Origin of the sequence: Paramesorhizobium endophyticum (assembly GCF_014640615.1) — a bacterium.
Lineage (GTDB): Bacteria > Pseudomonadota > Alphaproteobacteria > Rhizobiales > Rhizobiaceae > Paramesorhizobium > Paramesorhizobium endophyticum.
On the sequence record NZ_BMHH01000006.1, the window covers coordinates 105,101 to 131,134 of the forward strand.

At 61.2% G+C, this 26,034-nt stretch carries 20 protein-coding genes; 10 read left to right on the forward strand and 10 right to left on the reverse strand.

The genetic code is table 11. The annotated features are described in order from the left end of the window. Window positions 1–61 precede the first annotated feature (61 nt). The 3 genes from IEX53_RS09330 to ftsE form a co-directional block, all read right to left on the reverse strand. The gene (locus tag IEX53_RS09330) at window positions 62–805 is read right to left on the reverse strand and encodes a YdcF family protein (RefSeq protein WP_236016115.1); all 744 of its coding nucleotides are present in this window, start codon (window positions 803–805) and stop codon (window positions 62–64) included. Between the two features lie 99 nt (window positions 806–904). Continuing rightward, window positions 905–1,897 carry a cell division protein FtsX gene (locus tag IEX53_RS09335; protein WP_188823726.1) on the reverse strand — a complete coding sequence of 331 codons (993 nt, stop codon included), beginning with the start codon at window positions 1,895–1,897 and terminating at the stop codon, window positions 905–907. Beyond that, a complete protein-coding gene (ftsE, locus tag IEX53_RS09340) occupies window positions 1,890–2,549 on the reverse strand; it encodes a cell division ATP-binding protein FtsE (protein ID WP_188823728.1) in 660 nt (219 codons plus the stop codon). The genes IEX53_RS09335 and ftsE overlap by 8 nt, the downstream gene beginning before the upstream one ends. A 186-nt stretch (window positions 2,550–2,735) precedes the next feature. Between ftsE and hpt the strand changes: the two genes are divergently transcribed. Beyond that, window positions 2,736–3,272 carry a hypoxanthine phosphoribosyltransferase gene (hpt, locus tag IEX53_RS09345; RefSeq protein WP_188823730.1) on the forward strand — a complete coding sequence of 179 codons (537 nt, stop codon included), beginning with the start codon at window positions 2,736–2,738 and terminating at the stop codon, window positions 3,270–3,272. Window positions 3,273–3,504: 232 nt separating this feature from the next. Here the strand turns inward: hpt and IEX53_RS09350 are convergent, their stop codons facing one another. From IEX53_RS09350 to argH, 4 genes are all read right to left on the reverse strand, one after another. Next, on the reverse strand, window positions 3,505–5,976 hold the full coding sequence (locus IEX53_RS09350; protein WP_188823731.1) for a TIGR02302 family protein: 2,472 nt from the start codon (window positions 5,974–5,976) through the stop codon (window positions 3,505–3,507). Between the two features lie 191 nt (window positions 5,977–6,167). Then, entirely contained in the window at window positions 6,168–7,433 is a 1,266-nt protein-coding gene (gene lysA / locus IEX53_RS09355; RefSeq protein WP_188823733.1) for a diaminopimelate decarboxylase, read from the reverse strand. Window positions 7,434–7,496: 63 nt separating this feature from the next. Further along, entirely contained in the window at window positions 7,497–7,682 is a 186-nt protein-coding gene (gene lptM / locus IEX53_RS09360) for an LPS translocon maturation chaperone LptM (RefSeq protein ID WP_188823735.1), read from the reverse strand. Window positions 7,683–7,759: 77 nt separating this feature from the next. Beyond that, window positions 7,760–9,160: an argininosuccinate lyase gene (gene argH, locus IEX53_RS09365; protein WP_188823737.1), complete on the reverse strand. Its 1,401-nt coding sequence runs from the start codon at window positions 9,158–9,160 to the stop codon at window positions 7,760–7,762. A 6-nt stretch (window positions 9,161–9,166) separates the two neighbouring features. Between argH and tlpA the strand changes: the two genes are divergently transcribed. Then, window positions 9,167–9,880 (forward strand): thiol:disulfide interchange protein TlpA, encoded by a 714-nt coding sequence (gene tlpA / locus IEX53_RS09370; protein ID WP_373288615.1) that lies wholly within the window; start codon window positions 9,167–9,169, stop codon window positions 9,878–9,880. A 2-nt stretch (window positions 9,881–9,882) separates the two neighbouring features. Here tlpA and IEX53_RS09375 read toward each other — a convergent pair whose 3' ends face one another. Then, window positions 9,883–10,356: a YaiI/YqxD family protein gene (locus tag IEX53_RS09375; RefSeq protein ID WP_188823741.1), complete on the reverse strand. Its 474-nt coding sequence runs from the start codon at window positions 10,354–10,356 to the stop codon at window positions 9,883–9,885. A 682-nt stretch (window positions 10,357–11,038) separates the two neighbouring features. Here IEX53_RS09375 and IEX53_RS09380 point away from each other — a divergent pair. Further along, window positions 11,039–11,932, forward strand: coding sequence for a DMT family transporter (locus IEX53_RS09380; RefSeq protein ID WP_188823742.1), 894 nt, complete (start codon window positions 11,039–11,041; stop codon window positions 11,930–11,932). On the opposite strand, the gene IEX53_RS09385 is transcribed toward IEX53_RS09380, so the two are convergent. Further along, on the reverse strand, window positions 11,905–12,753 hold the full coding sequence (locus IEX53_RS09385) for a YihY/virulence factor BrkB family protein (protein WP_188823744.1): 849 nt from the start codon (window positions 12,751–12,753) through the stop codon (window positions 11,905–11,907). The two genes, IEX53_RS09380 and IEX53_RS09385, sit on opposite strands and share 28 nt — an antisense overlap. Before the next feature lie 307 nt (window positions 12,754–13,060). Here IEX53_RS09385 and IEX53_RS09390 point away from each other — a divergent pair, with 307 nt between their 5' ends. From IEX53_RS09390 to IEX53_RS09410, 5 genes are all read left to right on the forward strand, one after another. After that, window positions 13,061–13,258 carry a twin transmembrane helix small protein gene (locus IEX53_RS09390; RefSeq protein WP_188823746.1) on the forward strand — a complete coding sequence of 66 codons (198 nt, stop codon included), beginning with the start codon at window positions 13,061–13,063 and terminating at the stop codon, window positions 13,256–13,258. A gap of 12 nt (window positions 13,259–13,270) precedes the next feature. Beyond that, window positions 13,271–13,852, forward strand: coding sequence for a cob(I)yrinic acid a,c-diamide adenosyltransferase (locus tag IEX53_RS09395; protein WP_188823748.1), 582 nt, complete (start codon window positions 13,271–13,273; stop codon window positions 13,850–13,852). Between the two features lie 192 nt (window positions 13,853–14,044). Beyond that, window positions 14,045–14,794, forward strand: a complete 750-nt coding sequence (locus IEX53_RS09400) for an electron transfer flavoprotein subunit beta/FixA family protein (protein ID WP_188824005.1) — start codon at window positions 14,045–14,047, stop codon at window positions 14,792–14,794. 21 nt (window positions 14,795–14,815) lie between these two features. Further along, entirely contained in the window at window positions 14,816–15,745 is a 930-nt protein-coding gene (locus tag IEX53_RS09405) for an electron transfer flavoprotein subunit alpha/FixB family protein (RefSeq protein ID WP_188823750.1), read from the forward strand. Window positions 15,746–15,871: 126 nt separating this feature from the next. Beyond that, window positions 15,872–16,753 (forward strand): 3-hydroxybutyryl-CoA dehydrogenase, encoded by an 882-nt coding sequence (locus IEX53_RS09410; RefSeq protein ID WP_188823752.1) that lies wholly within the window; start codon window positions 15,872–15,874, stop codon window positions 16,751–16,753. Window positions 16,754–17,103: 350 nt separating this feature from the next. Here IEX53_RS09410 and cysK read toward each other — a convergent pair whose 3' ends face one another. Further along, window positions 17,104–18,087: a cysteine synthase A gene (gene cysK / locus IEX53_RS09415; protein ID WP_188823754.1), complete on the reverse strand. Its 984-nt coding sequence runs from the start codon at window positions 18,085–18,087 to the stop codon at window positions 17,104–17,106. A gap of 660 nt (window positions 18,088–18,747) precedes the next feature. Here cysK and IEX53_RS09420 point away from each other — a divergent pair. Together IEX53_RS09420 and IEX53_RS09425 are read left to right on the forward strand one after the other, a co-directional pair. After that, complete coding sequence (locus tag IEX53_RS09420; protein ID WP_188823756.1) at window positions 18,748–22,581, forward strand: autotransporter outer membrane beta-barrel domain-containing protein; 3,834 nt, start codon at window positions 18,748–18,750, stop codon at window positions 22,579–22,581. A 418-nt stretch (window positions 22,582–22,999) separates the two neighbouring features. Next, complete coding sequence (locus tag IEX53_RS09425) at window positions 23,000–26,029, forward strand: autotransporter family protein (protein WP_188823758.1); 3,030 nt, start codon at window positions 23,000–23,002, stop codon at window positions 26,027–26,029. The last annotated feature ends 5 nt before the right edge of the window (window positions 26,030–26,034 follow it).

Genomic DNA, 26,034 nt, shown 5'->3' on the forward strand with positions numbered 1-26,034 from the left:
CCGACAAAGAAATACGCGGCGCAATCGATATCGCAGGACACCTCAGCCGTAAAGCGCGCGATCAACCGGCGGTGTGGGGTTCGACGAATATCCCCCGGACCATGGAGCGCAGATATTTCACATATTCGATCAAGAGCAAGCGGAGCGCATCGCCCTGCTTTATCCAGCTATCCTCATTAAGATCGTTCTTGATGACCGGATAAGGGATGAAATCGACGTGGGGCATGGCGCGCGTCAGTTCGGCCAGGCTGCGCGGCATATGGTAATTGCTGGTGACGACGATGACGTGGCGATAGTCATGGGCCTTGATCCATTTGGCGCTTTCGGTCGCGTTGCCTACCGTATCGAGCGCCGAACGGTCGAGATCGATGCAGCAATTGAACAGGCTGTCATCGGCATGGGTAACACGCTTCAGCGCATCCTTCTTCGTTGCCGGATGAACGCCGCTGATCAGAAGCCGCTTGCCCTTGCCGTTTTTCAGAAGATCGACCGCCGTTTCGATGCGCGCCTGCCCGCCGGTAAGCACGATAATGCCTTCCGCGGCCGCCAGCGTCTCCGGCTCGCGCATATTGGTGACCATTTCGCTGAAGGCAAAGAATCCTACCGCGAAGGCGAGCACGATCAGCGACAGCAGGATCGTCACGGGCTGGAAGAATTTGCGCAAGCGGGTGAAAAGGCGGTTCATGAGACGGATCAGCAGGCGGCGTTCGCCATCGGAAGCCCGCGTTGTGGTGGCGCGGCCTTCAGCTTGATGCGCGCGGTGGGTTTCTTCCACCGGAGCGACCGAGGCGAATTGCGTTTCCATTGCCACAGCATACAAGGCAAATGAGTCCGGGAACAGCGGTGTGTGGCCATGCGGGGCAAATTTTCTCCTTATCCATGGAAAAACGCGCGATTCAGGGCATCAAACAGCTTCCGAGCCGCGGTTGTCCATTTCCTTCAACTGCGTGATAACGGTGAGGCGCGTGGTGATCATGGTGAGGAAGCTCACGAGCAGGATGATGACGCCGACGCCCAGATAGCCGCCGGTCCCGATGGCGAAGTTGCCGAACAGCGCCGCTGCCTGGTCCGCTTCCGGCGTCGCCAGATTGCGCGACGACCACCATGAAATGACGAGAAACACCAATATCGCCACGCCGCCGCCGCAGAGCGCGCCCTTGAGCGCGGTGCGGAAGAAATGACGCTCGAACTCGCGGGCGACAAATTTTCCCTCTGCCCCGATGAAATGCAGCACTTCGATGATGTGATCATTGCCGGCCATGGCGCCCCGCGTGGCGAAGATGACGGTCAGCACCGTTGCGGCGATGACGAGGGCGAGCACGCTCATGCCGATCAGCACCGTGGTTCGCGCCATGGCGACGAGGCGGTCCACCCAGGTGCGGTGATCATCGAAGCTCGCGCCCGGCACGCTACGCACCAACTCGGCGCGCAAGGTGGGGAAGTCGGGCGGCGATTCTTCATCGATGGAGACTACGACCAGCCGAGGGACGGGCAATTCGTCGATGTTGAGACCGGTGCCTAGCCATGGCTCCAGCAGGCGGGCGGTGGCGGCGCGGTCGACAATGCGGGCCGATGTCACGCCGGCGAAGCCCTCGGCAATTTTGGCCGCCTGCACCAGCAGCGCCTCCATATCCTCGCCTTCAATCGGCTTGATCTGGATGGTCGCTTCCTTGGAAATCTGGCTCTGCCAGGCTGCCGCCGAATCACGCACGAGGCTGACGCCGCCCAGCGTCAGGCAGGCGAGGAAGGTCATGATGGCGATGACGATGATGAGCGCGGTGCCCGCGACATTGCCCTGCGGCACGATGGGCGTCTGGGCCGGCCCTGCGCCCAGTCGGCCGATCAGACGGAAAACAGCCTCACGGGCGAGGTCGAGGCGCTCGAGCACTTCATGCATAGATATCGAGCCTCCCCTGATCGAGAATCATGCGACGGGCATTGACCTGATCCATCAGTGTCAGATCGTGGGTGGCGATGATGACGGCAGTGCCGGAACGGTTGAGTTCGGCAAAAAGCCGGAGAAGGCGACGGGCGAGCGGCGGGTCGACATTGCCGGTCGGCTCGTCGGCGAGCAACACTTCCGGCTGGTCGATCAGCGCCCGGGCAATCGCTGCACGCTGCTTCTCGCCGCCCGAGAGCACCGGCGGCAGCACATGCATGCGGTCGCCAAGCCCGACCCAATGCAGGAGTTCCTGGACCTCGGCGCGGTAGGTCGCCTCCTCCTTGCCGCGCACGCGCAGAGGGAGGGCGACATTCTCATAGGTCGTCATATGGTCAAGCAGGCGGAAATCCTGAAACACCACGCCGATGCGGCGGCGCAGCAGCGGCAATTCGCTGCGGTCGAGCGTGGCGATGTCCTTGCCGAAGACATTGATGAGGCCGCGCGTCGGCTTCAGCGCCATGAAAAGCAGGCGCAGGAGAGACGTCTTGCCCGCGCCGGAAGGGCCGGTCAGGAACTGGAAGGAGCGCGCGGGGATATGAAAGCTGACGTCGCGCAGCACTTCGGGCCCCATGCCATAGCGCAGTCCGACATTCTCGAAGCGAATCACGTTAGCCTTGTCCCGGACTTCATTTGAATTCCCCATCTGCTCATAAGCCGGAATGACCATTGAATGCCATGGTTAATGGACGGTTAAAATGCCATAACGAAAGGCTCAGATTGTAGTGATCATCTTGTTTTCCGTGCGGCAGTCCGCATAAAGACGGGACGAAAAACGGAAAAGCGAGATCATCCGATGCCAGAGGTTGGCGGCAAATCGATAGAAGTCCTGTTCAGCGTCGAGGAAATCGCGGCGCGCAACCGCGAACTGGCGCGCCAGATTGCAGAGCGGAATTTTTCCGACCTGCTGGTGATCTCGATCCTGAAGGGCTCCTTCATCTTCGCGGCGGACCTGATCCGCGCCATGCATGACGAGGGCGTCGAGCCGCATGTGGAGTTCATCACCGTGTCGAGCTACGGCACGGGAACGACCGGCGGCGAGGTTCGGCTGCTGCGCGATATCGAGAGCGATGTGACGGGGCGCGACGTGCTCTTGATCGACGACATTCTCGAATCGGGCCGGACGCTGGAATTCGTGCGCGACCTGATGCTGAAGCGCGGCGCGCGTAGCGTCTCGATCGCGGTGCTGCTGGACAAGTCGATGCGGCGCAAGACCGCCATCGAGGCGGATTTCACGGGGTTCGATTGCCCTGACCATTTCGTGGTGGGATACGGCATGGACGCCGCCCACGCCTTCCGGCAATTGCCGTTCGTGGGATGGGTGAAGGAATAAACCTGCCGCTGAGAGGCATTTTCTTTGTTTTACTCCTATGCCCTTGCGGGGCGGGTTCGCTCCTTCCCTCCCCCTTGCGGGGAAGGTGGCCGAAGGGTCGGGTGGGGGTGGTGACGTTTGCGTCTCTGCTGAAGACCACAGCTTAAACGTCGCCAGCCCCATCCGCCCGCTATGCGGGCACCTTCCCCGCAAGGGGGGAAGGTGGGCGCCTCGCGGAGGCGCACCTAATAGCTCAATCGAACTTCAGCAGCCGCTCCAGATATTCCTTCTCCATCTGCGGGCTCAGCGAATCGCCGAGGCGGCGGCGAATCTCTTCCAGAATCTGGCGCGCGCGCTGGATGTCGCTTTCCTCGGGGATTTTAACATTGCTGTCGTCGATCGGGCTGGGGCCGGTCGGGCGTCCAAGCGGATCGCGGCCACCGGGCGATTGCTGACCGCCGGGGCCGCCTTCGCCCATCGCTTGCTGCATCTGCTGCATCATGTCGCGCGCGCCGCGACGCAGGGCGTCGAGCGCGTTGGCCTGCTCGTCGGTGGCCGTTTCGCCTTGCGCGCGGCCAAGCGCCTCACCCGCGCGGCCCATCGATTCGCCCGCCTCGCCCATTTCCTTGCCCGGCTCGAGGCCCATGCCCTTCAGGCCCTTCATCATCTCATTGAGCTCGGATTGCAGCTGCGCCTGGCCCTGCTGCAATTTGCGCATGGCTTCCTCCAACTCCTGAGATTTCCCGGCATCGGGAACCTCGGCATTATCCTGCTCCTGCATCTGCCGGTTCAGGCGGGAGGTCTCGTCCATCATCTGCTGCTGGCGGCGCATCAGTTCGCCTAGCTTGTTCATTTGCTGTCGCATCGGATCCTGCTGGGCCTGCCCGCGCTGCGGTTGCCTGCCCATTTGCAGATTGTTCATCATGTTTTCGAGCTGCGACAGAAGTTGCTGCGCGGAATCGCGCGAGCCCTGCTTCGCCAGATTCTCGATCTGGTTCATCATCCGGTCGAGGTCTTTCTGCGTCAGCACCCGTGCGTTCGGGTTCATCTCGCCGGAATAGGGACTCTGCTGCTGGCGCTCGGCATATTCCCTAAGGAATTGCTGCATGGCTTGGCGCAGTTCGGCCATCAGTTTTTCGATTTCCTGAGGGCTTGCGCCGTTCTCGATCGCCCGTTTCAACGCTTCCTGCGCCTGCCGCAGACGCTTTTCCGCGTCGGATAGCTGTCCATCCTCGATGCCGCGCGCCACCTGCCACATATAGGCGACGACATCGCGCAACTGATCGTCATTACGGGCAAGGCGCAGCCGTGACTGGACGCTACGCAGCGCCAGATAATGGGTCGTGTTCTTGATGGTATCTTCCGGGCGCAGCGTGACGGCGCTCAACATGTCGAGCACACGGTCGCGCTTGTTGGCGTCGAGAGCGAGGATGCGGCGCTGTTCGGCCATGGCGCGGGCGAGCGGATTGGCGAAGGGGCGCTCCGGCAGAGTGAGAACCTTCGTTTCGCTGCGTCCCAGATGTCCGGCATCGTCCTCCGCCACCAGCGTCAGGCGCACCTGCGACCCGGCCCAGGGATGCTCGGTAATGTCCTTGGACGTAGTCGCGTCCTTGCTGCCACGGCGCGGCAGGACGAGCGGCACGTCGGGCGCCGGGAAAAGCGGGCGCGCATTGGCGGACGGCTTTTCAGCCTCGACGATCTCCGCATGGCCCTTGGTCGCGCCATAGTCGTCATCGATGGAATAGGAAAGCTCGAGCGTGCCGTTCATTGCATGGTCCGGCTCCTTGGTGAAGCGGATGAGCGGCGCGCGGTCAGGGATGATATTGAACGTCCACTCGGTATTCGCGCCACCGGAAAGGCTGACTTCGGTTTCCCCCTGCAAGGGAAGCTGGAAATTCCTGCTGTCATCGGGAGCCGAATCATCCTTGGCTGCGGGGGCGACCTCCTGGGGTTTCCCATCCGGGCCGGTCGCAGTCAGGCTTTCCTGCCCGCTGCCGCCTGTAACGCGGATAGCGAGGATGCTGCCTTGCGGGACGGTGAAGCCGGCTTCACCGTTATCGTCCTGCGCGGTAAGGAAGATCGGCGCGCGGCCGGTATAGCGGGGCGGCGTCACCCAGGCGTCGATTCGCGCTGCAGGACCGCTTGCGCCAAACCGCACGCGGAAGGCGTCGGAAAGCGCGCCGCCATCCGGACCGCTGGCATAGGCGAAGGCCGTGACGAACAGAAGCGCGACGGCGGCGCGGACGCCTAGCGGGTCCCATTCGGGAACGCGCGGACGCGGCGTGCCGCCTTGCAGGTTTTTGAGCTTTTCCGCCATGCGGCGGCGATGCTCCTCCCAGAGCGCGCGGGCGAAGGGGTCCTCCGTTCCCGAAGCAATCGCATCGGACTGGATGGAAATCGGCCCATGTTCCAGCAGATTGGCCGCTTCCAGCCGACGGTCCACCTCCGTTTGATAAGGCAGGCGCAGGCGCGTGGGGAGGTAGAGGGCGACCGCTCCCGCCAAGGCGAAAAGAGCAAGCAGCACCATATGCAGCCAGCCGGGAAACCATTGGAACAGGCCAAACCAGGCAATGGCGACGAAAAGCGCGGCGAGGGTGATGAGCGGCAGGATGAGCGGCCAAAGGCGCTCGAAAGTGATTGTGGCAAAGGCAAAACGGCGCGCGGCGGCAAGGTTTGCCACCGTGGTTTTCTTCATCACCGGGCTGTCATCGAGCCGATCTGCCATGCGCGCCTCTCCAAAGTAAGCCCCAAGAATAGATGCTTATCGTGGCAAAGACGAGACTTTGTGTGAAAATAAGCGCCAAGCGCTCGTGCTTCGCTGCGGAGAGGGGAATTGCTGAGGCACTACATCCTCCACCCTCATCCTGAGGTGCTCCCCTGAGCCTGTCGAAAGGGGAGTTTCGAAGGGCGTAGGGATCAGAGCCAATCCGGCACCGAATCGAGGCCGATCAGCGCCTCATAGCTGTCGCGCGGCCGCACCACATGATAACGGTCGCCATCGACAAGCACTTCGGGCACGAGGAGGCGCGTGTTGTAGGTACCGGCCTGCACCGCGCCGTAGGCCCCGGCGGTCATTATGGCGAGGAGATCACCGGGCGCGGGGTAGGGGAGATCGCGGTCCTGGCCGAGATAATCGCCGGTTTCGCAGACCGGACCGACGATATCTGCGCGGATGCGGCGCTGGCCGTCCTTCGGCGCGAGCACCGGACGGATATCGTGGAAAGCGTCGTAGAGCGTCGGGCGGATCAAATCGTTCATCGCGGCATCGACGATGATGAAATTCCGCGCATTGCCCTCCTTCACGAAGATGACCTCGGTGACAAGAATGCCGGCATTGCCGACGATCAGGCGTCCCGGCTCGAAGATGGTTTTCAGCCCCAGCGGGCGGATATGCTTGGCGACAATGGCGGCATAGGCGTCCGGCAGGGGAGGTGGATTGTTGTCGATGCGATAGGGAATCCCCAGACCGCCACCCAGATCGACATGCTCGATAGCGTGGCCGTCCGCCTTCAACTGGGCGACCAGATCGGCCAGCAGTGCGAAAGCATCGTCAAAGGGCTGCAATTCGCTGATCTGGCTACCGATATGCATGTCGATGCCGGTGACGCGGATGCCCGGCAGGCTCGCGGCGCGGGCATAAACCTCACGCGCCCGGGCGTAGGGAATGCCGAACTTGTTTTCCGCCTTGCCGGTGGAAATCTTGGCGTGGGTGCGCGCATCCACATCCGGATTGATGCGCAGCGAAACCGGCGCGGTCTTGCCCATAGCCACGGCGCGGGCGGAAAGCATTTCCAGTTCCGGCTCGGACTCGACGTTGAAGCAATGAATGCCGGCGGCGAGGGCAAAATCCATTTCGCTCGCTTTCTTGCCGACGCCGGAGAAGACGATCTTGTCCGCCGGGATGCCCGCGGCGAGCGCGCGGCGCAATTCACCTTCCGAAACCACATCCGCGCCCGAACCGAGCTTTGCCAGCGTTTTCAGCACGGCCTGGTTGGAATTGGCTTTCAGCGCATAACAAACCAGCGCATCCATATCGGCGAAAGCCTGGGTAAAGACGCGGAAATGGCGCGTCAGCGTGGCGGTGGAATAGCAATAGAACGGCGTGCCGACCGCGCGCGCGATTTCGGCAACGCTGACATTCTCGGCGTGGAGAACGCCGTCCTGGTATTCGAAGTGGTTCAAGGGAGAAACGCCTTGTCTAGCCGCATCCAATGCGACGCCGAGAGAGCCATTCGGCTGCAATACCTACTGAATGAGCTTATCGAGGATGAACGGCTTGTCCTCTTTCGGTTTCGGCTTCGTATGGCCGTTCTCATCGGTAACGACGGCTGTGGGCGGCGGCTCGAGAGGGCCGCGCCGGCCGCAGGCGGAAAGCACACTTGCCACGCCAATGGCGATGATGAGGGTCGAAATGGAGAAACGGCTGATCATGCGGTCGGTCCTGAACCCGTTGATTTATCTTTATGTAGCCGAAAAGCGGGCTTATTGCACCCCGCTTTTGGCCGTTCTCACGCCTTGACGATCCGCTTTTTCCAGTAGCGGATCTGGCGGCGGACCTCCTCGGGCGCGGTGCCGCCATAGGATTTGCGGCTGCGCACGGATTTGTCCACGGTGAGGAAGCCGAAAACCGCTTCGGTGATGCCGGGATGGATCGATTGAAGGTCTTCCAGCGAGAGCTTGGCGAGATCGCATTTTTTGCTTTCCGCCAGCGCCACGGCGCGGCCGGTGGCATGGTGCGCCTCGCGGAAGGGAATGCCCAGTTCGCGCACCAGCCAATCGGCAAGGTCGGTGGCGGTGGAATAGCCGGAGCCGGCGGCTTTCTTCATGGCGGCGCTGTTTACCGAGAGGTCGCGGACCATGCCGGTCATGGCGGCAAGCGCCAGTTCCAGCGTCTCGGCGGCGTCGAATACGGCTTCCTTATCTTCCTGCATATCCTTGGAATAGGACAGCGGCAGACCCTTCATAACGGTCAAGAGCCCGACAAGCGAGCCGGTGATGCGGCCCGTCTTGGCGCGGACGAGCTCCGCCGCATCCGGGTTCTTCTTCTGCGGCATGATCGACGAGCCGGTGGAGAAGGCATCGGAAAGGCGGATGAAATTGAATTGCGGCGTCGACCAGATCACGATCTCCTCGGCAAGGCGCGAAAGATGCGTGGCGCAGATGGCGGCGAGGGAGAGGAATTCCAGCGCGTAATCGCGGTCGGAAACGCTGTCGAGAGAGTTGCGCGTCGGCTCCCGGAAGCCGAGTTCCTTAGCCGTCATCTGGCGGTCGATGGGGAAGCCGGTGCCGGCGAGCGCCGCTGCGCCCAGGGGCGATTCGTCCACGCGTTCGATGGCGTCGCGTACGCGGGAGAGGTCGCGCCCGAACATTTCGACATAGGCCATCGCGTGATGGCCGAAGGTGACGGGCTGCGCCGTCTGAAGGTGGGTGAAGCCGGGCATCACGGTTGCGGCGTGTTCCTCGGCGCGCTCGAGGAAGGCTTCGATGAGCTTTTTCAGCGCCGTCGCGGTCTTGTTAAGCTCGTCCTTGACCCAAAGGCGGAAATCCAGCGCCACCTGGTCATTGCGCGAACGGGCGGTGTGGAGCCGCCCGGCGGCGGGGCCAATGAGTTCCGCCAGTCGCGCCTCGACATTCATGTGGATGTCTTCGAGCTTGCGGGAGAAGACGAACTTTCCGCTCTCGATTTCGGCCAGTATGGTCTTGAGGCCCTCGGTGATTTTGTCGCAATCTTCCGCCGTAATAATGCCGGTCTTGGCCAGCATGGCGGCATGGGCGAGCGAGCCGCGAATATCCTGTGCGTAAAGCTTTTGGTCAAAGCCGATGGAGGCGTTGATCTCTTCCATGATCGCGTCGGGACCGGATGCGAAACGCCCGCCCCACATTTCATTGCTGGACTTTTGTTCGGTCATGGTCGAATGCCTCGGAAATGGAAACACGGGAAGATCAGGAACATGGCGGCGCGCAACGGAAATAATGCCGGTAAACGCAAGATTGGAAGGCTTCTTCTGCTCTCAGGCTTAGCGGGGCTTATTGCCGGCGCCGTGGGGGTATACGTGATGGAGCGGCCCTCTGGCAATGTGGCAGCGGCGGTCGATGGCGGGCAATGCGCGCTGAAGGCGGAGGCGGCAAAGGTTCTGGACAGCGCGGCGACGGGCTCGGTGGCGGCGATGCGGGCCGCCGAAACGCCGCAGCCTGTTGGTAATCTGAGCTTCACGGACCCGGACGGGGCGAAGATGACCCTTGCCGATTTCAAGGGCAGGACATTGCTCGTTAATCTCTGGGCCACCTGGTGCGCGCCCTGCCGGGAGGAAATGCCAGCGCTCGACAAATTGCAGGCGGAGAAGGGCGGCGATGATTTTGAGGTCGTCGCCATCAACATCGATACGGGCGACGATGCCAAGCCCAAGAAATTTTTGACGGAAACCGGCGTGCATGCGCTGAAGCTTTACCGCGACCCGACGATGGGCATCTTCAACGAGCTGAAAAGGAAGAACCTCGCCTTCGGCCTGCCCGTGACGATGCTTGTCGATAAGGACGGCTGCCAGATCGCCGCCATGAACGGGCCGGCGGACTGGGCTGGGGAAGACGCATCGAGGCTCATCGATGCGGCGCGGGCGATGAAGCAGTAAGCTCAGGCGGTAAAGCCAGCGCGCTTCAGCCGGACGATGGCGAGATCGAGCGCCGAGAGGAAGGCCGAACGGTCGCGGGCCGCGAAGGGCGGCGGGCCGCCGGTGATCTGTCCGGCGGAGCGCAAACCTTCCATCAGATTGCGGGTGGCCAGCACGTTGCCGATGGAGGCTTCGGTAAAGGCGCGGCCATTGGGCGCGATTGCCGCCGCCCCCGCAATGATCGCCCGGCTTGCGAGCGGAATGTCGGCGGTGATGACGATGGCGCCCGGCCCGGCTCGCTCGGCAATCCAATCGTCGGCGACGTCGAGACCGCTTGGCACGATCACGCGCTCGATCAGCGGGTCGCGCGGAACCGCGATGAAGGAATTGGCGACGACATAAACCTTGACGCCATGGCGCTCCGCGACCCGGTAAATCTCCGCCTTCACGGGACAGGCATCGGCGTCGACATAGATGGTGATGGGTTGAGCGTTCATAGCACGACCAATGGCAGGGCTGAGGGACGCTGGCAACCCACGTCATCTCTGGGACAAGCCCCGCGAGCATTTCACCTTAGATGGAAACAGCCGGCTCGTTCTTTTGTCGTTGCGCCAACGCCACCGTAGAGGAATGGATCCCAGTGACAAGCACTGGGATGACGGGGCGGAGATGTTTCTTCACTACCGGATATGCTTGTGCCGAGCGGAGAGGCTCGAGGTTTGCTTACCAACAGCAAGGCAACCCGTCATCCCAGTGTCACTGGGATCCATTCCTCTACGTCTCCACGACAACAACGGTCCCAAACCGGAATTCAGGTGATTTCATTTGGCACCGTTGCTGTAGCTGCGCGGGAGAGGCCTGGATTTCCTGTGACAAGCACAGGAATGGACGGGGGGAGATTTTCTGCGCTATCGAGGACCGTTTTTGCCCAGGCGGAGGAGTCGAAGAATGGCCGCCAATAGCAAAGCAGCCGTCATTCCTGTGCTTGTCACAGTAATCCATCCCCTCAACAGCTGTGCTGTCTCAACGAGGCAGAATATGCGACCGTTTCCATCAAAAAGTGAAATGCTCCAGGGTGACGTTCGGAGAGTTTAGCTGAATGCTGCGATCAAAATAATGAATTGGCGCATGGCGTGGCGCCGGAATAAAGCCATTTGCGAATCATCGAAAGCCACGCCCATGCCCGTCAAATATTTTCCCGCGCTTTTCGTTGTCCTCTGGGCCACCGGCTTCATCGGTGCGGGCTATGCCATGCCCTATTCCGAACCGTTCGGCTTCATGACGGTGCGGTTCTTTCTGGCGGCGGCGATCCTGGGTGTATGGGCGTTCGCAAGCGGAAGTCCGTGGCCGAACCGGCGCGGCGCACTCCATGCGGCGATTGCGGGATGCCTCATCCATGGCACCTATCTCTCCGGTCTCTTCTGGGCGGTGCATCAGGGCCTGCCCGCCGGCATGTCGGCGCTGGTGGTCGGTCTGCAGCCGCTGATCACCACGCTCATCGCTGGCGTGACGCTAAAGGAGAAGATCGAGGCGCGGCATTGGGCCGGGCTCGCCATCGGCTTCGTCGGCGTCGTCATGGTGCTCAGCCCGAAATTCTCGTTCCATTCCGGCGGGATCAATGCCGTGACCGTCGGGGTAATGTTCCTCGCCGTGCTCGCCATCAGCATCGGCACCGTGTGGCAGAAGCGCTTCGTCGGGCAGGTGGATGTGAAGACCGGGACCACCGTGCAATATCTCGCCGCCGCCATCCTCACCGGCATTTGCTCGCTCGCCTTCGAGAGCCATCAGGTGATCTGGTCGCCCTGGCTCCTCTTCGCCATGGCGTGGCTCGTGATCGTGCTTTCCATCGGCGCGGTGCTGCTGTTGATGGTGCTGATCCGCGAAGGCGCGGTGTCGAAGGTCGCCTCGCTCTTCTACCTTGTGCCCGGAACCACGGCGTTGATGGCCTATTTCCTTTTCGGCGAGACGCTGAATCTCATCCAGCTTGCCGGCATGGCTATCACCACCTTCGGCGTGGCGCTGGCAACGGTCCGGGGCCTTAGCCTTCAGTCACTCCGTCTCGCGCCGCGATAGTGGAGGATGGCGGCGTTGATTTCAGCGCCGAGAATGAAGATCGCCGCGACGATGTAGAGAAAGACGATCGCCACCATGATCGAGGCGAGGCCCGCATAGGTCGAGACGTAATTGGCGAAGGTCTCCAGATATTTGGCGAAGACGATCGAGCCGACCAGCCAGGCGAGCAGGGTCACGCCGATGCCCGGCAGAATATCCAGAAACCCGCGTCTCCCCGCTGGCAGCCAGAGATGGACGACGAGAAGGCCTAGTATCAGAACGGCGATAGCGATGGCGTAGCGCCAGATGGTGAGGCTTCCCGTATAGGGCGCGATTGCCGGGAACCAATGTTCCGCGATGCGGACGCCGAGCGGGGCGAGAACGAGCAGGATGCTGATCGCCGTCAGAACCAATGTGGCGACGATGACGAAGCCGAGGCTCTGCAGGCGGCAGAAGATGACGGAGCGGGTATCGGTGACGCGATAGGCGCGGTTCAAGGCGATTCGCAGCGCCTCGATGCCATTGGAGGCAAAATAGGCCGCGGCGAGCACGCTGACCGTCAAAAGACCGCCGCGCCGCACGCTCAGCACGTTTCGCACCTCATCCGCGATGGGCCGGGCGATGGTCGAAGGCCATGTATCGAAAATCACATGAACCGCCGTGTCGGCAAACGCGTTAGCCCCCAGGAAGCTTGCAAGCGAGGTGGCGAAGATCAGGAAGGGGAACAGCGCCATCAACCCCGAAAGGGTGATGTGGCTGGCGAAGGCCCAACCGTCATCGGAATAGAAATGGCCGAACGCATCGCGTAAAACCTGCCAAAGGAACGTTCGGGTCAAATGCATCGGTAGATATTTCCTTTCGGATGGCGACTGTTGTGACGGTATAGTGCCTTCCTCATCCTGCCGTCATTCTCGGGCTTGTCCCGAGAATCTGCGACAAGGATAAGAAAAGCAATTACCGTCCTGACAGACCAAACCTCGATAGATTCTCGGGACAAGCCCGAGAATGACGGCAAGAGGAAAGCGGCAGGTGACAGATTGCAACGGGCGGTGCGATATAGGAAGCCTTTGAATTTACGTGCGGGCGGCTTTCCAAAACCGATTTGAGTTTCGGGCTGATATTGTGGGAATGCAGGGAAGGGACTGCGATATGGACGTTTTTTTCAAGATAGCCGCGATGGTGATGATTCTTGCCGTCGCCTGTGTGCTCTTCATCGGCTTGCGCAACATGGTGCGCGGCGGCGATGGTAATTTCTCCAACAAGATGATGCAATTGCGTGTGCTGTTGCAGTTCATCGCAGTGGCGCTGATCGTGGCTGCCGTCTACTTTGCCCGTCACGCTTCATGATCGGAGGATTGCATGGTCCGGCTCAACAAGATTTACACGCGCACCGGCGATGACGGCACGACCGGGCTCGGCAATGGCGAGCGGCGGCTGAAAAGCGATCTGCGCGTCGAGGCCTATGGCACGGTGGACGAGGCGAATGCCTGCATCGGGCTGGCGCGGCTGCATACGGGCGAAAGCCTCCCCGCGCTCGATGCCATGCTCGCCCGCATCCAGAACGATCTTTTCGACCTTGGCGCCGATCTTTCGACGCCGGATACCGGCGAGCCGCTCAAATATGAGCCACTGCGCATCGTCGAGGCGCAGGTAACACGGGTCGAGGCGGAAATCGACGAACTCAATGCGGCGCTCAGTCCTCTGCGCTCCTTCGTTCTGCCGGGAGGTACCCCCGCATCAGCCGCCCTGCATCTGGCGCGCACGGTGGCGCGGCGGTCAGAGCGGATCATGGTCGCGCTTTCCCAGACGCCGGGCGAGCGGGTGACCGAAGCGGCGCTGCACTATATCAATCGCGTCTCGGATTTCCTGTTCGTCGCCGCGCGTGCCGCCAATGCCAATGGCGCGCTGGATGTGCTTTGGGTGCCGGGCAAGAACAGGTGAATGATTTCGCGCATGATCTCATCCAGAAAGTCTGCAACTTTTCGGGGTCGTGCTCGATTGACGTAAACGTCAATCACAATTACGGTCTCGCCCCGGTTCTTCCATTTTTGTCGGCTTCATGCCGGTTTCCGGCAAGTGGGTGACGGTTCCCGGGCGGTATATCCGTCCATGTCCATTCGAAAGGGTCAGCGCATGAAAGTGCTCGTCGCTGTTAAGCGTGTCGTCGATTACAACGTCAAGATCAGGGTGAAGGGCGACGGTTCGGGTGTCGAGCTCGCCAATGTGAAGATGTCGATGAACCCGTTCGACGAGATCGCCGTCGAAGAGGCGATCCGCCTGAAGGAGGCCGGCAAGGTCGAGGAGATCGTCGCGGTGTCCATCGGGGCCGCCCAGTCGCAGGAGACGCTGCGCACGGCGCTCGCCATGGGCGCGGACCGCGCCATCCTCGTCAAGGTCGATGACGCCGTCGAGCCGCTGGCAGTGGCGAAGATCCTGAAGGGCGTGGTCGAGGCGGAACAGCCGCAGCTCGTTTTCCTCGGCAAACAGGCGATCGACGACGATTCCAACCAGACGGGCCAGATGCTTTCGGCGCTGCTTGGCTGGAGCCAGGGCACTTTCGCCTCGAAGGTCGAGCTTGCCGATGGCGCGGCCAAGGTGACCCGTGAAGTCGATGGCGGCCTGCAGACGGTCGAGATCAAGCTGCCGGCCATCGTCACCACCGATCTGCGTCTCAACCAGCCGCGCTATGCTTCGCTGCCCAATATCATGAAGGCGAAGAAGAAGCCGCTCGATGAAAAGACGGCGACCGATTACGGCGTCGATACCGCGCCGCGCCTCAAAGTGCTCAAGACCGAAGAGCCGGGTGGGCGCAAGGCGGGCGTGAAAGTGGCTTCCGTCGCCGAACTGGTCGACAAGCTCAAGAACGAAGCCGGCGTACTCTAATTCAGGGAAGGGGATTTTCACATGGCCATTCTTCTTGTTGCCGAACACGACAACGCAACCCTTTCCGACCAGACCGCCAAGGCGCTGACGGCGGCTTCGCAGATCGGCGGGGATATCGACATCCTCATCGCTGGCAAGGGCGCGAAGCCTGCTGCCGACGCGGCTGCGGCGCTCAAGGGCGTGCGCAAGGTGCTGCTCGCCGACAGCGTGGAACTCGAAAACCAGCTGGCGGAGCCGGCCGCGGCGCTCGTCGTCTCGCTCGCGGGCGATTACGACACGATCATCGCCCCAGCGACCACTTCGGGCAAGAACATCCTGCCACGCGTCGCGGCGCTGCTCGACGTGATGCAGGTTTCCGACGTCATCGAAGTGGTTTCGCCTGACACATTCAAGCGCCCGATCTATGCCGGGAACGCCATCCAGACGGTGCAGACGAGCGATGCCAAGAAGGTTATCACCGTGCGCACCGCCTCGTTCCAGGCGGCGGGTGCGGGCGGCGCGGCCCCGGTCGAGACGGTCAATGCCGCCGGCGATCCCGCCCTGTCGAAATTCGTCGAGGCGAAGCTCTCCGGCGGCGACCGTCCGGAACTGACCTCGGCCAAGATCATCATCTCGGGCGGTCGCGCGCTCGGCTCGTCGGAGAAGTTCAGGGAAGTCATCCTGCCCGTCGCCGACAAGCTCGGCGCGGCGGTCGGCGCTTCGCGCGCGGCGGTCGATGCGGGCTATGCGCCCAATGACTGGCAGGTGGGCCAGACGGGCAAGGTGGTCGCGCCCGATCTCTACATCGCCTGCGGCATTTCCGGCGCTATCCAGCATCTGGCGGGCATGAAGGACTCCAAGGTCATCGTCGCCATCAACAAGGATGAGGAAGCGCCGATCTTCCAGGTGGCCGATTACGGCATTGTCGGCGATCTCTTCGAAATCCTGCCGCAGCTCGAAAAGGCGCTTTGAGCTTTCGAAAGACCGCATGGCGAGCTTTTATAATTGATCGATTGAATTATGATGGCCGGGGTGGACGAACTCTACTCCGGCCATTTACTTTGCAATTTACCGCACAAGAAAACATCAGGGTGGAATATGGGCGCGACAATCAGGAAGATCGGGGTTATCGGAGCGGGGCAGATGGGCAGCGGCATCGCCCATGTCTGCGCCATCGCCGGCTATGATGTGTCGCTGCACGACGCTTCCCTGGAGCGGATGGAGAACGGCATCGCCACGATCAACGGCAACATGTCGCGGCAGGTGGCTTCCGGCAAGCTCGATGAAACGGCTCATCGCGAGGCAATGGCGCGTATCCGCATGGCAGACAGGATGGACAGCCTCGCCGATGCTGATCTGGTGATCGAGGCGGCGACGGAGGACGAGACCGTCAAGCGCAAGATCTATCAGCAGCTTTGCCCGATCCTCAATCCGCAGGCGCTCATCGCCACCAACACCTCCTCCATTTCCATAACCCGCCTCGCCTCGACCACGGACCGGCCGGAGCGTTTCATCGGCATCCACTTCATGAACCCGGTGCCTGTGATGAAGCTGGTGGAACTGGTGCGCGGCATCGCCACCGAGGATGCGACCTTCAACACCGCCCGCGCCTTTGTGGAAAGCCTCGACAAGACCGTGACGGTGGCGGAGGATTTCCCGGCCTTCATCGTCAACCGTATTCTCCTGCCGATGATCAACGAGGCGATCTATACGCTTTATGAGGGCGTCGGCACGGTCGATGCCATCGATACGGCCATGCGTATGGGCGCCAACCACCCGATGGGACCCTTGCAGCTTGCCGATTTCATCGGGCTCGATACCTGCCTGTCGATCATGCAGGTGCTTTATGAGGGGCTGGCGGATTCCAAATACCGGCCATGTCCGCTGCTGGTCAAATATGTCGAGGCTGGCTGGCTGGGACGCAAGTCGGGCCGCGGCTTCTACGACTATCGCGGCGAGCATCCGGTGCCGACGCGGTAAGGTGCCTGCGGTTATCAAGCGATATAGTTTGCTTACTTTCTGTTAACCTTGCGCATTCACTTGGTGTTCACCTTTAACCGTTAAATTTGTCTTTAATGGCAATCGCGGGAGCGCGTTCCTGCGAAAAATGCCAATTCAAATCAACAGGTTACAGGACAGGGCGATGAGCATCCTCATTCAATTGCGTCATAGCGCAACCGTTATTCGTGAATTCCTGGCGCCGTCCTACCGGCCCGAGCGCCACTATATGCGTGGTCCGGGACCGGCCTGTGCCGCGCGCACCCGCCACTGATTTCCCTCACGAATGAAAAAGGCCGGGCATTAACCCGGCCTTGTGTTTAAAGGGCCGATCAGCTCTCCAGCCCCTCGAACAGCGCCGTCGAGAGATAGCGCTCGGCGAAGGAGGGGATGATGATGACGATGTTCTTGCCCTTGTTTTCCGGCCGCTTGCCAATCTCCACCGCAGCCGTCAGCGCCGCGCCGGAGGAAATGCCGACCGGAATGCCCTCCAGGCGGGCGATGAGGCGGGCATTGGCGAAGGCATCGTCGTTCGAAACCTGAACCACCTCGTCATAAACCGTCGTATCCAGGATCTTCGGCGCAAAGCCAGCGCCGATGCCCTGGATCTTGTGCGGGCCGGGATTGCCGCCGGAGAGGACGGGTGAATCCTTCGGCTCCACCGCGACAACGCGGAAGGACGGCTTGCGCGCCTTGATGACCTGGCCGACGCCGGTGATGGTGCCGCCGGTGCCGATGCCGGAAACCAGAATATCCGCTTCGCCATTGGTATCGTTCCAGATTTCCTCCGCCGTGGTGCGGCGGTGGATTTCCGGGTTGGCCGGGTTCTCGAACTGCTGCGGGATGATGGCGTCTGGATTCTCGGCGACCAGTTCCTCAGCCTTGGCGATGGCGCCCTTCATGCCCTTGGCGCCTTCGGTAAGCACCAGCTCTGCGCCCAGCAGCTTCAGGAGCTTGCGCCGCTCGACCGACATGGTCTCCGGCATGGTCAGGATGAGGCGGTAGCCCTTGGCGGCGGCGGCAAAGGCGAGCGCGATGCCGGTATTGCCCGATGTTGGCTCTATCAGCGTCGTCTTGCCGGGAACGGCCTTGTCGGCTTCCTCCAGCGCCTCGATCATGGCAAGGCCGATGCGGTCCTTGACGCTCGCCAGAGGGTTGAAAAACTCGAGCTTGGCGAGCAGATTGGCCTCGACGTCATTTTCCTTCGCAAACTTGTCGATGCGGACGAGGGGCGTATTGCCGATCGTCTCGATGATGGAACCATACACGCGGCCACGGCCCGGCGCGTGCGTTTCCCCTGATGCGGGCTTGTTCATGAGATCATCTCCCTGAGTTCATTTTCCCGATAGTATGGCGAATGACAGGAAAAACCTAGTTTCCGTTGTTCGCAAGCGGGTGGTGTGTTGGAATAAAAATCCAAAAGCCGGGTCTCCAGGAGTAAGAAATCAGCGCCCTTGCTGGAGCGTTCCGAGAAAACAACCGATGTCCGCGCTTTGCCGATATGGGCCTAAAGCGGCATTCCTGGGGATGAACCCCGAATGCGAATGTGCTGATGGGAATGTTTTCCCGAAATTTGTGGCATTTTCGCCACATGAGCGAAGCCATCCCGCGTTCAAATAAAAGAACCTGTTAATGAATCCTAAATAATTTTCTCCGCTCGCTTGACACTGCAGACTCTGAGTCCGGATTGCGGCAGTGCAATATTTAGCAAGTGTTAATCTACTAAAGTATTCTACCACATACAACCCAGGGGAGCGGAAATGAGCTATTGCCGCCTTCCTCATCTACAAGCGTTCTTCCGTCTGCCGTCATTTTCGATCAAAAGCTGTATCGGCCACTTGCTCCCCTTCCTTCCGTCCCGGAGTCCGGCGTTTTGAGGGCATTTTCGCGGCATTGCCCGAATCATCGACCCTTGCTAGCGGCGCAGGTCAACTGGCCGGAACTCGGCTTGGTGGGAAAGCAATTTGTGAGGACGCATGATTAGACAGCGGAATGTTGGCCGCCTGCTGGCCGCTACATCGGGACTGACACTTGCATTGGCATTGATGCAGCCGGCTGCGGCAGGCGACGTAAGTTGGGCTGGTGGAGCCCCGACCGGGGCCAAAAGCTGGGACAATGCCAGCTACTGGGTCGGAGGCGTTCTTCCGACTGGCAACGACGACGTGATGCTCAATGAGGCAAACGGCAATAGCACCTACATCCGGAGCGGCATAAAAACCGTCAATAGCCTGAACATTGGTTCGACCGAATTTACAGCCGGCCAGTGGGATGGCACCCTTGAGGTTCAGGGCAACGGCGCCGGGCTGAATGTCAACGGTGACGTTTTGGTTGGCCACGGTGGCGACGGCAGGATTCTGGTCGATCAAAACGCGCAGATGACGGTCGGCGGCAATCTGTCCCTGGGGCAGGGCACCAGTGGCGACGGCAATTTCGCGCAACTGACCGTCTCGAACCAGGGCGTCGTCACAGTGGACGGTTCGACTGTCATAGGGTCGGACAAGAACGGCATACTCCTCATCAATACCGGCGGCACGTTGCAAAGCAACGGGTACGCGACTCTTGGCGAGCTTGCCGGATCGGAAGGCACCGCAACGGTAACCGGCGCAGGCTCGAACTGGACGGTCGGAGGCAATTTGGCTGTCGGCGAGTATGGCAAAGGTTCTCTCGCCATCAGCGATAAAGGTTCCGTGAATGCAGGTGGATGGGTTTCGGTCGGCTGGCATGCCGGAGGAACCGGTGAACTGGCCATCGAGAACGGCGGTACGTTGACATCCGTCGGTGGCTATATCGGTTCGGAAGGCGCAGGTAAGGCGACGGTGGACGGAGCCGGCTCGTCATGGACTGTCGACGGCAAGCTTTCCGTCGGCGTGGCAGGTACCGGCACGCTTACGGTCGAGAACAGCGGCCTGGTCCAGGCCGGGAGCGTCGTGGTTGGAGACGGCGCCGGTAGCGGCACGGTCACTCTCTGGACGAATGGCGTGCTGGCAACCGGATCGGTGCAGAAGGGCGCAGGCGCGGGTATCTTCAATCTCAACGGCGGCATCTTGCGCGCCACCGGGGATAGCACGAATTTCATCAGCGGCTTCACCGGCAATGAATTCTACATCGGCGGCGACAACGGGACGATCGATACCCAAGCCTACGACGTAACGGCGTCCTCGCAGATCGTCGGCGCGGGCGCACTTATCAAGACAGGTTCCGGCACGCTGACGCTCACCGGCACAAATAGCTATGCCGGCGAGACACGGATCAATGCGGGCACGGTCAGCGTCTCGCGGGATGAAAATCTCGGCGGCGGCGGTATTGTCCTGAACGGCGGTACGCTCCAGAACACGGCGGCCTTCACGTCGGCGCGCGATGTTCGTGTGGACGCCAACAATGGCCGCTTCCAAACCGATGCCGGCCTCACGCTTACGGGAACGATCTCCGGCGTCGGCGGGATTTACAAGACCGGCGCGGGCAAGCTGACGCTCACCGGCACAAACTCCTATGGAAGCACTCCGGGCAGAGGCACGGATATCCAGGAAGGCACCGTTTCGGTATCGCGAGACGAGAATCTCGGTGCGGCAACGGGCGTCGTCGTGCTCAATGGCGGCACGCTGGAGAACACTGCGGCCTTCTCCTCGGCGCGCGGGGTTATCATCACCGGCAGGAACGGCACGCTCGACACCGATGCCAACCTGACGCTGACCGGCGTTGTTTCGGGCGCGGGCACGCTCACCAAGACCGGCAACGGCACGCTGACGCTCACCGGGGAAAACACCTATGCGGGCGGCACGAATATCAAAGTCGGCACCGTTTCGGTCTCGTCCGATGCCAACCTCGGCGATGCAAAGGGTGGCGTCATCCTCGACAATGGCTGGCTGCAGAATACCGCTGCCTTCTCATCGGCGCGCAATATCCAGATCAGCGCCGACAATGGCGGTATCAGGACCGACGCCGACCTGACGCTTACGGGTGTGGTTTCCGGCGAGGGGTATCTCGTCAAGGACGGCATCGCCACGCTGACGCTTACCGGCGCCAACGCCTATGCCGGCGGGACGAAGGTTCGTGGCGGCACGTTGCAGCTTGGCGATGGCGGCACGTCCGGCAGTGTTGCGGGCGATGTGGTCCTCGAGAATAGCTCGACCAAGCTCGCTTTCAACCGCTCGGATGTTGTGACCTTCGGCAACGTCATCTCCGGCAGCGGCGGCGTCGATCAGGTCGGCTCCGGCACGACGGTCATTACCGGCGCCAACACCTATACCGGCGCGACCAATGTCAAGGCCGGCACGCTGGCGGCCGGCGCCGACAATGTGTTTAGCACCGGCTCGGCCTTCACGGTTGATGCCAACGGCACGCTTGATCTGGCCGGCTATGACCAGACGCTGGCGAGCCTTGCCAATGCCGGCGCCGTGCGCTTCGGCGAGACGGCTGGTACGACGCTGACCATCAATGACGATTATGTGGGCAATGGCGGCACGATCTATCTCAATACCGCGCTGACCGACGACGCTTCCGCGACCGACCGCCTGCTCATCAATGGCAGCACATCGGGCACGGGCACGCTTGCCGTTACCAATCGCGGCGGTCTTGGCGGCCTGACCAAGGAAGGCATCAAGATCGTTGATGTCGGCGGCGCTTCGGAGGGGCAGTTCGGGCTGCAGGGCGACTTTGCCTACCAGGGCAAGCAGGCGGTTGTCGGCGGCGCATATGCCTACCAGCTCTATCAGGGCAGCATCACCGACCCCACTGATGGCGACTGGTATCTGCGCACGGCATCGACCGCAGACGGCAAGCCGCTCTATAATCCTGGCGTTCCGGTCTACGAGTCGCTTGGCGGTGTCGCGCAGGAGCTCAACGGCGTGGGTACGCTTCGCCAGCGCGTCGGCAACCGTTACTGGGGCGGTGCCGCCAATCCGGTGATCGCGCAGGGCGATGGCCCGGGCAAGGCTGAAGACGCACCAGAAGCCGCCGCGGCAACCGAAACGGCCACCACTGTCTGGGGCCGCATCGAGGGTTCGCATGGCCGCTTCGAGCCGGAAACGACCAGTGGGTCTTCGACGTACGACGTCGATACCTACAAAATGCAGGCTGGCGTCGACGGCAAGCTCTATGAGACCGAGGCCGGCAGCCTGATCGGCGGCGTGACCGTGCATTACGGCAATGCCAAGGCTGATATCGAATCGGCATCAGGCAATGGCAGCGTCGATATTGACGGCTACGGCGTTGGCGGCACGCTGACGTGGTATGGCGACAATGGCCTCTATGTCGACGGCGTGGCACAGGCGACCTGGTACAAGAGCGATTTGGGTTCCGACACGCTCGGCACTGCGCTTGTCGAGGACAATGACGGCTTCGGTTATGCGCTCAGCGTCGAGACGGGCAAGCGTATCGCGATCGATCAGAACTGGACGATCACGCCGCAGGCGCAATTGTCCTGGTCGTCTGTCGACTTCGACAGCTTCACCGACCAGTTCGGCGTGGGCGTGTCGCAGGATGCCGACGAGAGCCTGAAGGGCCGTCTCGGCATTGCCGCCGAATATGGCAATGGCTGGATGGGCGCGGATGGCAAAAAGGTGCAGACCAGCGTCTACGCCATCGCCAACCTCTATCATGAGTTCATGGATGGCTCAGTGGTTGACGTGGCCGGCGTGAGCTTCGCCAGCCAGAACGACCGTACCTGGGGCGGCATCGGCACCGGCGGCACCTATAGCTGGGCCGATGGCAAGTATGCGCTCTATGGCGAGGTCTCCGTCGACACGAGCCTCGAGAACTTCGCCGACAGCTACAAGCTCAACGGCAATCTCGGCCTGAAGGTCAAGTGGTAAGCCAAGCGCTGACAGCTGACATAAGCGAGTGAAATGAGAGGCCCCGCTGTGGTGACACAGCGGGGCCTCTTGCTGTTGAAATATTGCATATGCGGCTTGGAAATAGCGCATTGGCCGCTTAAAGCGGCTCCTCCTGAACCGTCATTCCGAGGCTTGTCCCGCCGACAGGAAATTTCGCTTCTCCAGATTCGAACATCATGGATTTTCCGGGCAAGCTCGAGAGCATGGCCATAGACGAAGAGGGATATTCTTCTACTACTTCGAAATAGCTAGAAATTTATCCAAGAGAAACGGTTTTCCCAAAAAACTATATTCTAATTTTAACTACATATAAATAAAACTGTCATAAATCATATGATGATTACTTGAAAATTCACCTGATCGCTGGTCGCGGCCTGCGATGGCCGGAGAATGTGTCATGGCGGCGCATGGAAGGGTGGGCGGACGGGAAGAGAACTCACGGGGAGACACGGTTGGCAGGGCGGTGGCCCCGCGCGGAGTGCTGGCTGGTGTCCTGATCGCGGGTGGAGTGGTGCTGGGTGGGGGCGTCACGGAGGCGATGGCGCAGGTGGGAGGCTGCGCGGGCCAGATGCAGACTGCGAAATGCAGCGCCACCAATGCCACCGTCACGATTACGCCTGACGGGGCGACCATTACTGTCGTGGGTGACGAGGCCGTTTTCGCCGATAACGGCCACATCACCGGCACGAACATTGGTATCACGGCCACCGTATCCGGGCCCGGGCCCCAGGTTGGCGCGGTGTATATGCAACATAAAAGCTCAATCACGCTTACCGGCGGCTCCATTACCGTACATGGCGATAGTTTCTATGGCGTAATGTCAGGCGGCGATATTGACGGTAAAATCACACTTACGGATCTGACTGTCAGTACAGATGGCAGTAACTCTATAGGACTGTTTGCAAGCGGAAGCGCGTATAGCATAGGCGCGACCGGTGTAGATGTTACAACATCGGGCGACGGCGCCCATGGCGCGCAAGTTTCCAGCGAAGGCACGCTGGATTTCACCCACGCTTCCACCAAGGGCTCCATCAATACGACCGGCAGCGGCGCCCATGGCGCTTATGTATATAACAACGGCATCTTCACGCTGGCCGGGAGTTCCATCACGACCGGCGATCCGGCTGATGCATCCAAAGGCACAGGGTCTCATGGAATCTATGCCACGAGTTCCGGCGCAATCACGTTAAAGGCCGATGCGCAGAGTAATCGGTCTGCCGTCAACGCCTGGGGCACCGGAGCTTATGGAGTCGCAACCGAGGACGCCGCGGGTGTCTCGATAGCTGATACCGATGTCACATCGGCGCGATTGGCGGCGCTCTATATGGCAACTGATCTCGTTTCCACAACGCCCCAGGTCGCGACCATCAATAATTCGGTGCTTCAAGGCGTCACCGGGATTCTGACCTACTCCTCACCGGTATGGGTTTATCTGAGCGCACCACCGCCGCCGATCACCATCAATCTCAGCAATGGCTCGCAAATCAACGCCGATGGCGGCAATGGCAATGCGCTGCATGTGACGCGCGGCACCGGCAGTTCTACATTTTACACCAGTGGCGGCCTCGTGACCCTCAATGCCGACGCCACTGCAATCAAGGGCGACCTGATCGATACGGCGTCTAATGTGGCCCAGACCAACATTGCCCTCACCGGCACCAGTGTTCTAACCGGTGGCACCACCGCCATTTACAATTTCTCGCTAACCGACAGCACCTGGAATGTCACCCGAAGTTCAGACTATCGGGGCATGTTCACCAATAGCGGCGTCGTCAAATTTCTTGAGCGCACGGGCGATCCGCAGATGGACAGCTCTTACAAGACGATCACCGGCGGAGCCTACACGACCGGCGGGCAGATACTGTTCAACAGTTTCCTCGGCGCCGGTTCGCATTCCGATCTGCTCGCGGTCAAGGCCGTGCATCAAGGCAGCGCCGCCACCCATGTTTATGTGAAGGATTCGGATCCGCAGAATTCCGGCGGGATGACGACCGGGGACGGCATCAAGCTTGTCGATGTCACCGGGCAAAGTCCAGTCACAGCTTTCGCCCTCGGCCAGCGTGTGGCTGCGGGCAGCTATGAGTATCAATTGGTTCAAGGCGGCGATCCGGCCAATGGCGGCAATCCCAATGACGGAAACTGGTATCTGCGGGTAGGCGGTCGTAACATTTGCCCACATGGCATGAAGGATTGTACTCTGCCGCCCCCTCCGCCGCCACCGCCACCGCCTATCTGCCCTGAGGGTATCAAGGATTGCATTCTTCCGCCACCGCCACCGCCACCCCCTCCGCCGGTATGCCCGGACGGCACCAAGGACTGCATTCTGCCCCCACCGCCACCGCCACCGCCGCCGTGCCCCAACGGCACGTGGGACTGTATCCTGCCACCTCCGCCGCCACCTCCCCCGCCGCCATGCCCGGATGGCACCAGGAATTGCATCCTGCCGCCGCCTCCGCCCTATCGCGGCGAGGTGCCGCTCTATTGGGGCATACCCGGCCTGGCGCAGGAGATGGGACTTGCCCTGCTCGGCAATCTGCACGACCGCGTCGGCGACCGCGCCGATGAGCATGGCGAGCCAGCCACCGCGTGGCTGCGTGGCTTCGGGCGGACCGGGGCCATGAAGTCGGACGATTTCCTGATCGATGGACCCGGCTTCGATTACACCATCGCGGGCTTGCAGGCCGGGATCGATCTTTATCGCCGGGAAGGCGATGACGGCTCTTCCGGGCAGGCGGGCGTCACTATCGGGATGAGCGAAGGCAATGCCGATGTCGAGCACATCGTTGGCGGTCCGTCCGGCTCGCTCCGCACAGATGCCTATGAACTCGGTGGCTATTGGACGCATTTCGGGACCAAGGGCTGGTATCTCGACATGGTCGTGCAGGGGGCCTGGTATCAGGATGTCGCGGCCAGCTCGCAATGGGGTGAGAATGTTCGCACTGACGGGTGGGGCGCCGTGGCCTCTGTCGAAGGCGGCTACCCGTTCCGGTTCGACAATGGCTGGTCGATAGAACCACAGGCGCAACTGATCTATCAGCATATCGCGCTCAACGACGCGCGCGATCGCTATGCCCTTATCCACTTTGGCGAGACGAACCAATGGCATGGCCGCATCGGCGCCCGGGTGGTGAAGACCCATGTCATGGGCAAGGAGGACAAGCCGCGCACGGTCACCACCTGGGGACGGGTCAATCTCCTACATGATTTCGGTAGTAGGTCCGACATGACGATCTCGAACCTTTACGGCCGCAATCCAGTGCATCTCGTCATCGACCGGGCGCAAAGCTGGGCTCAACTCGAGCTTGGCATCACCGGCCAGCTCACCGACCGCACATTCGCATACGCCTCCGGCGACTACAAGGCAGCGCTCGATGGGCCAGCCAGCTACAGTTATGGCGGTCGTCTCGGCTTGAAATATACGTGGTGATCAGC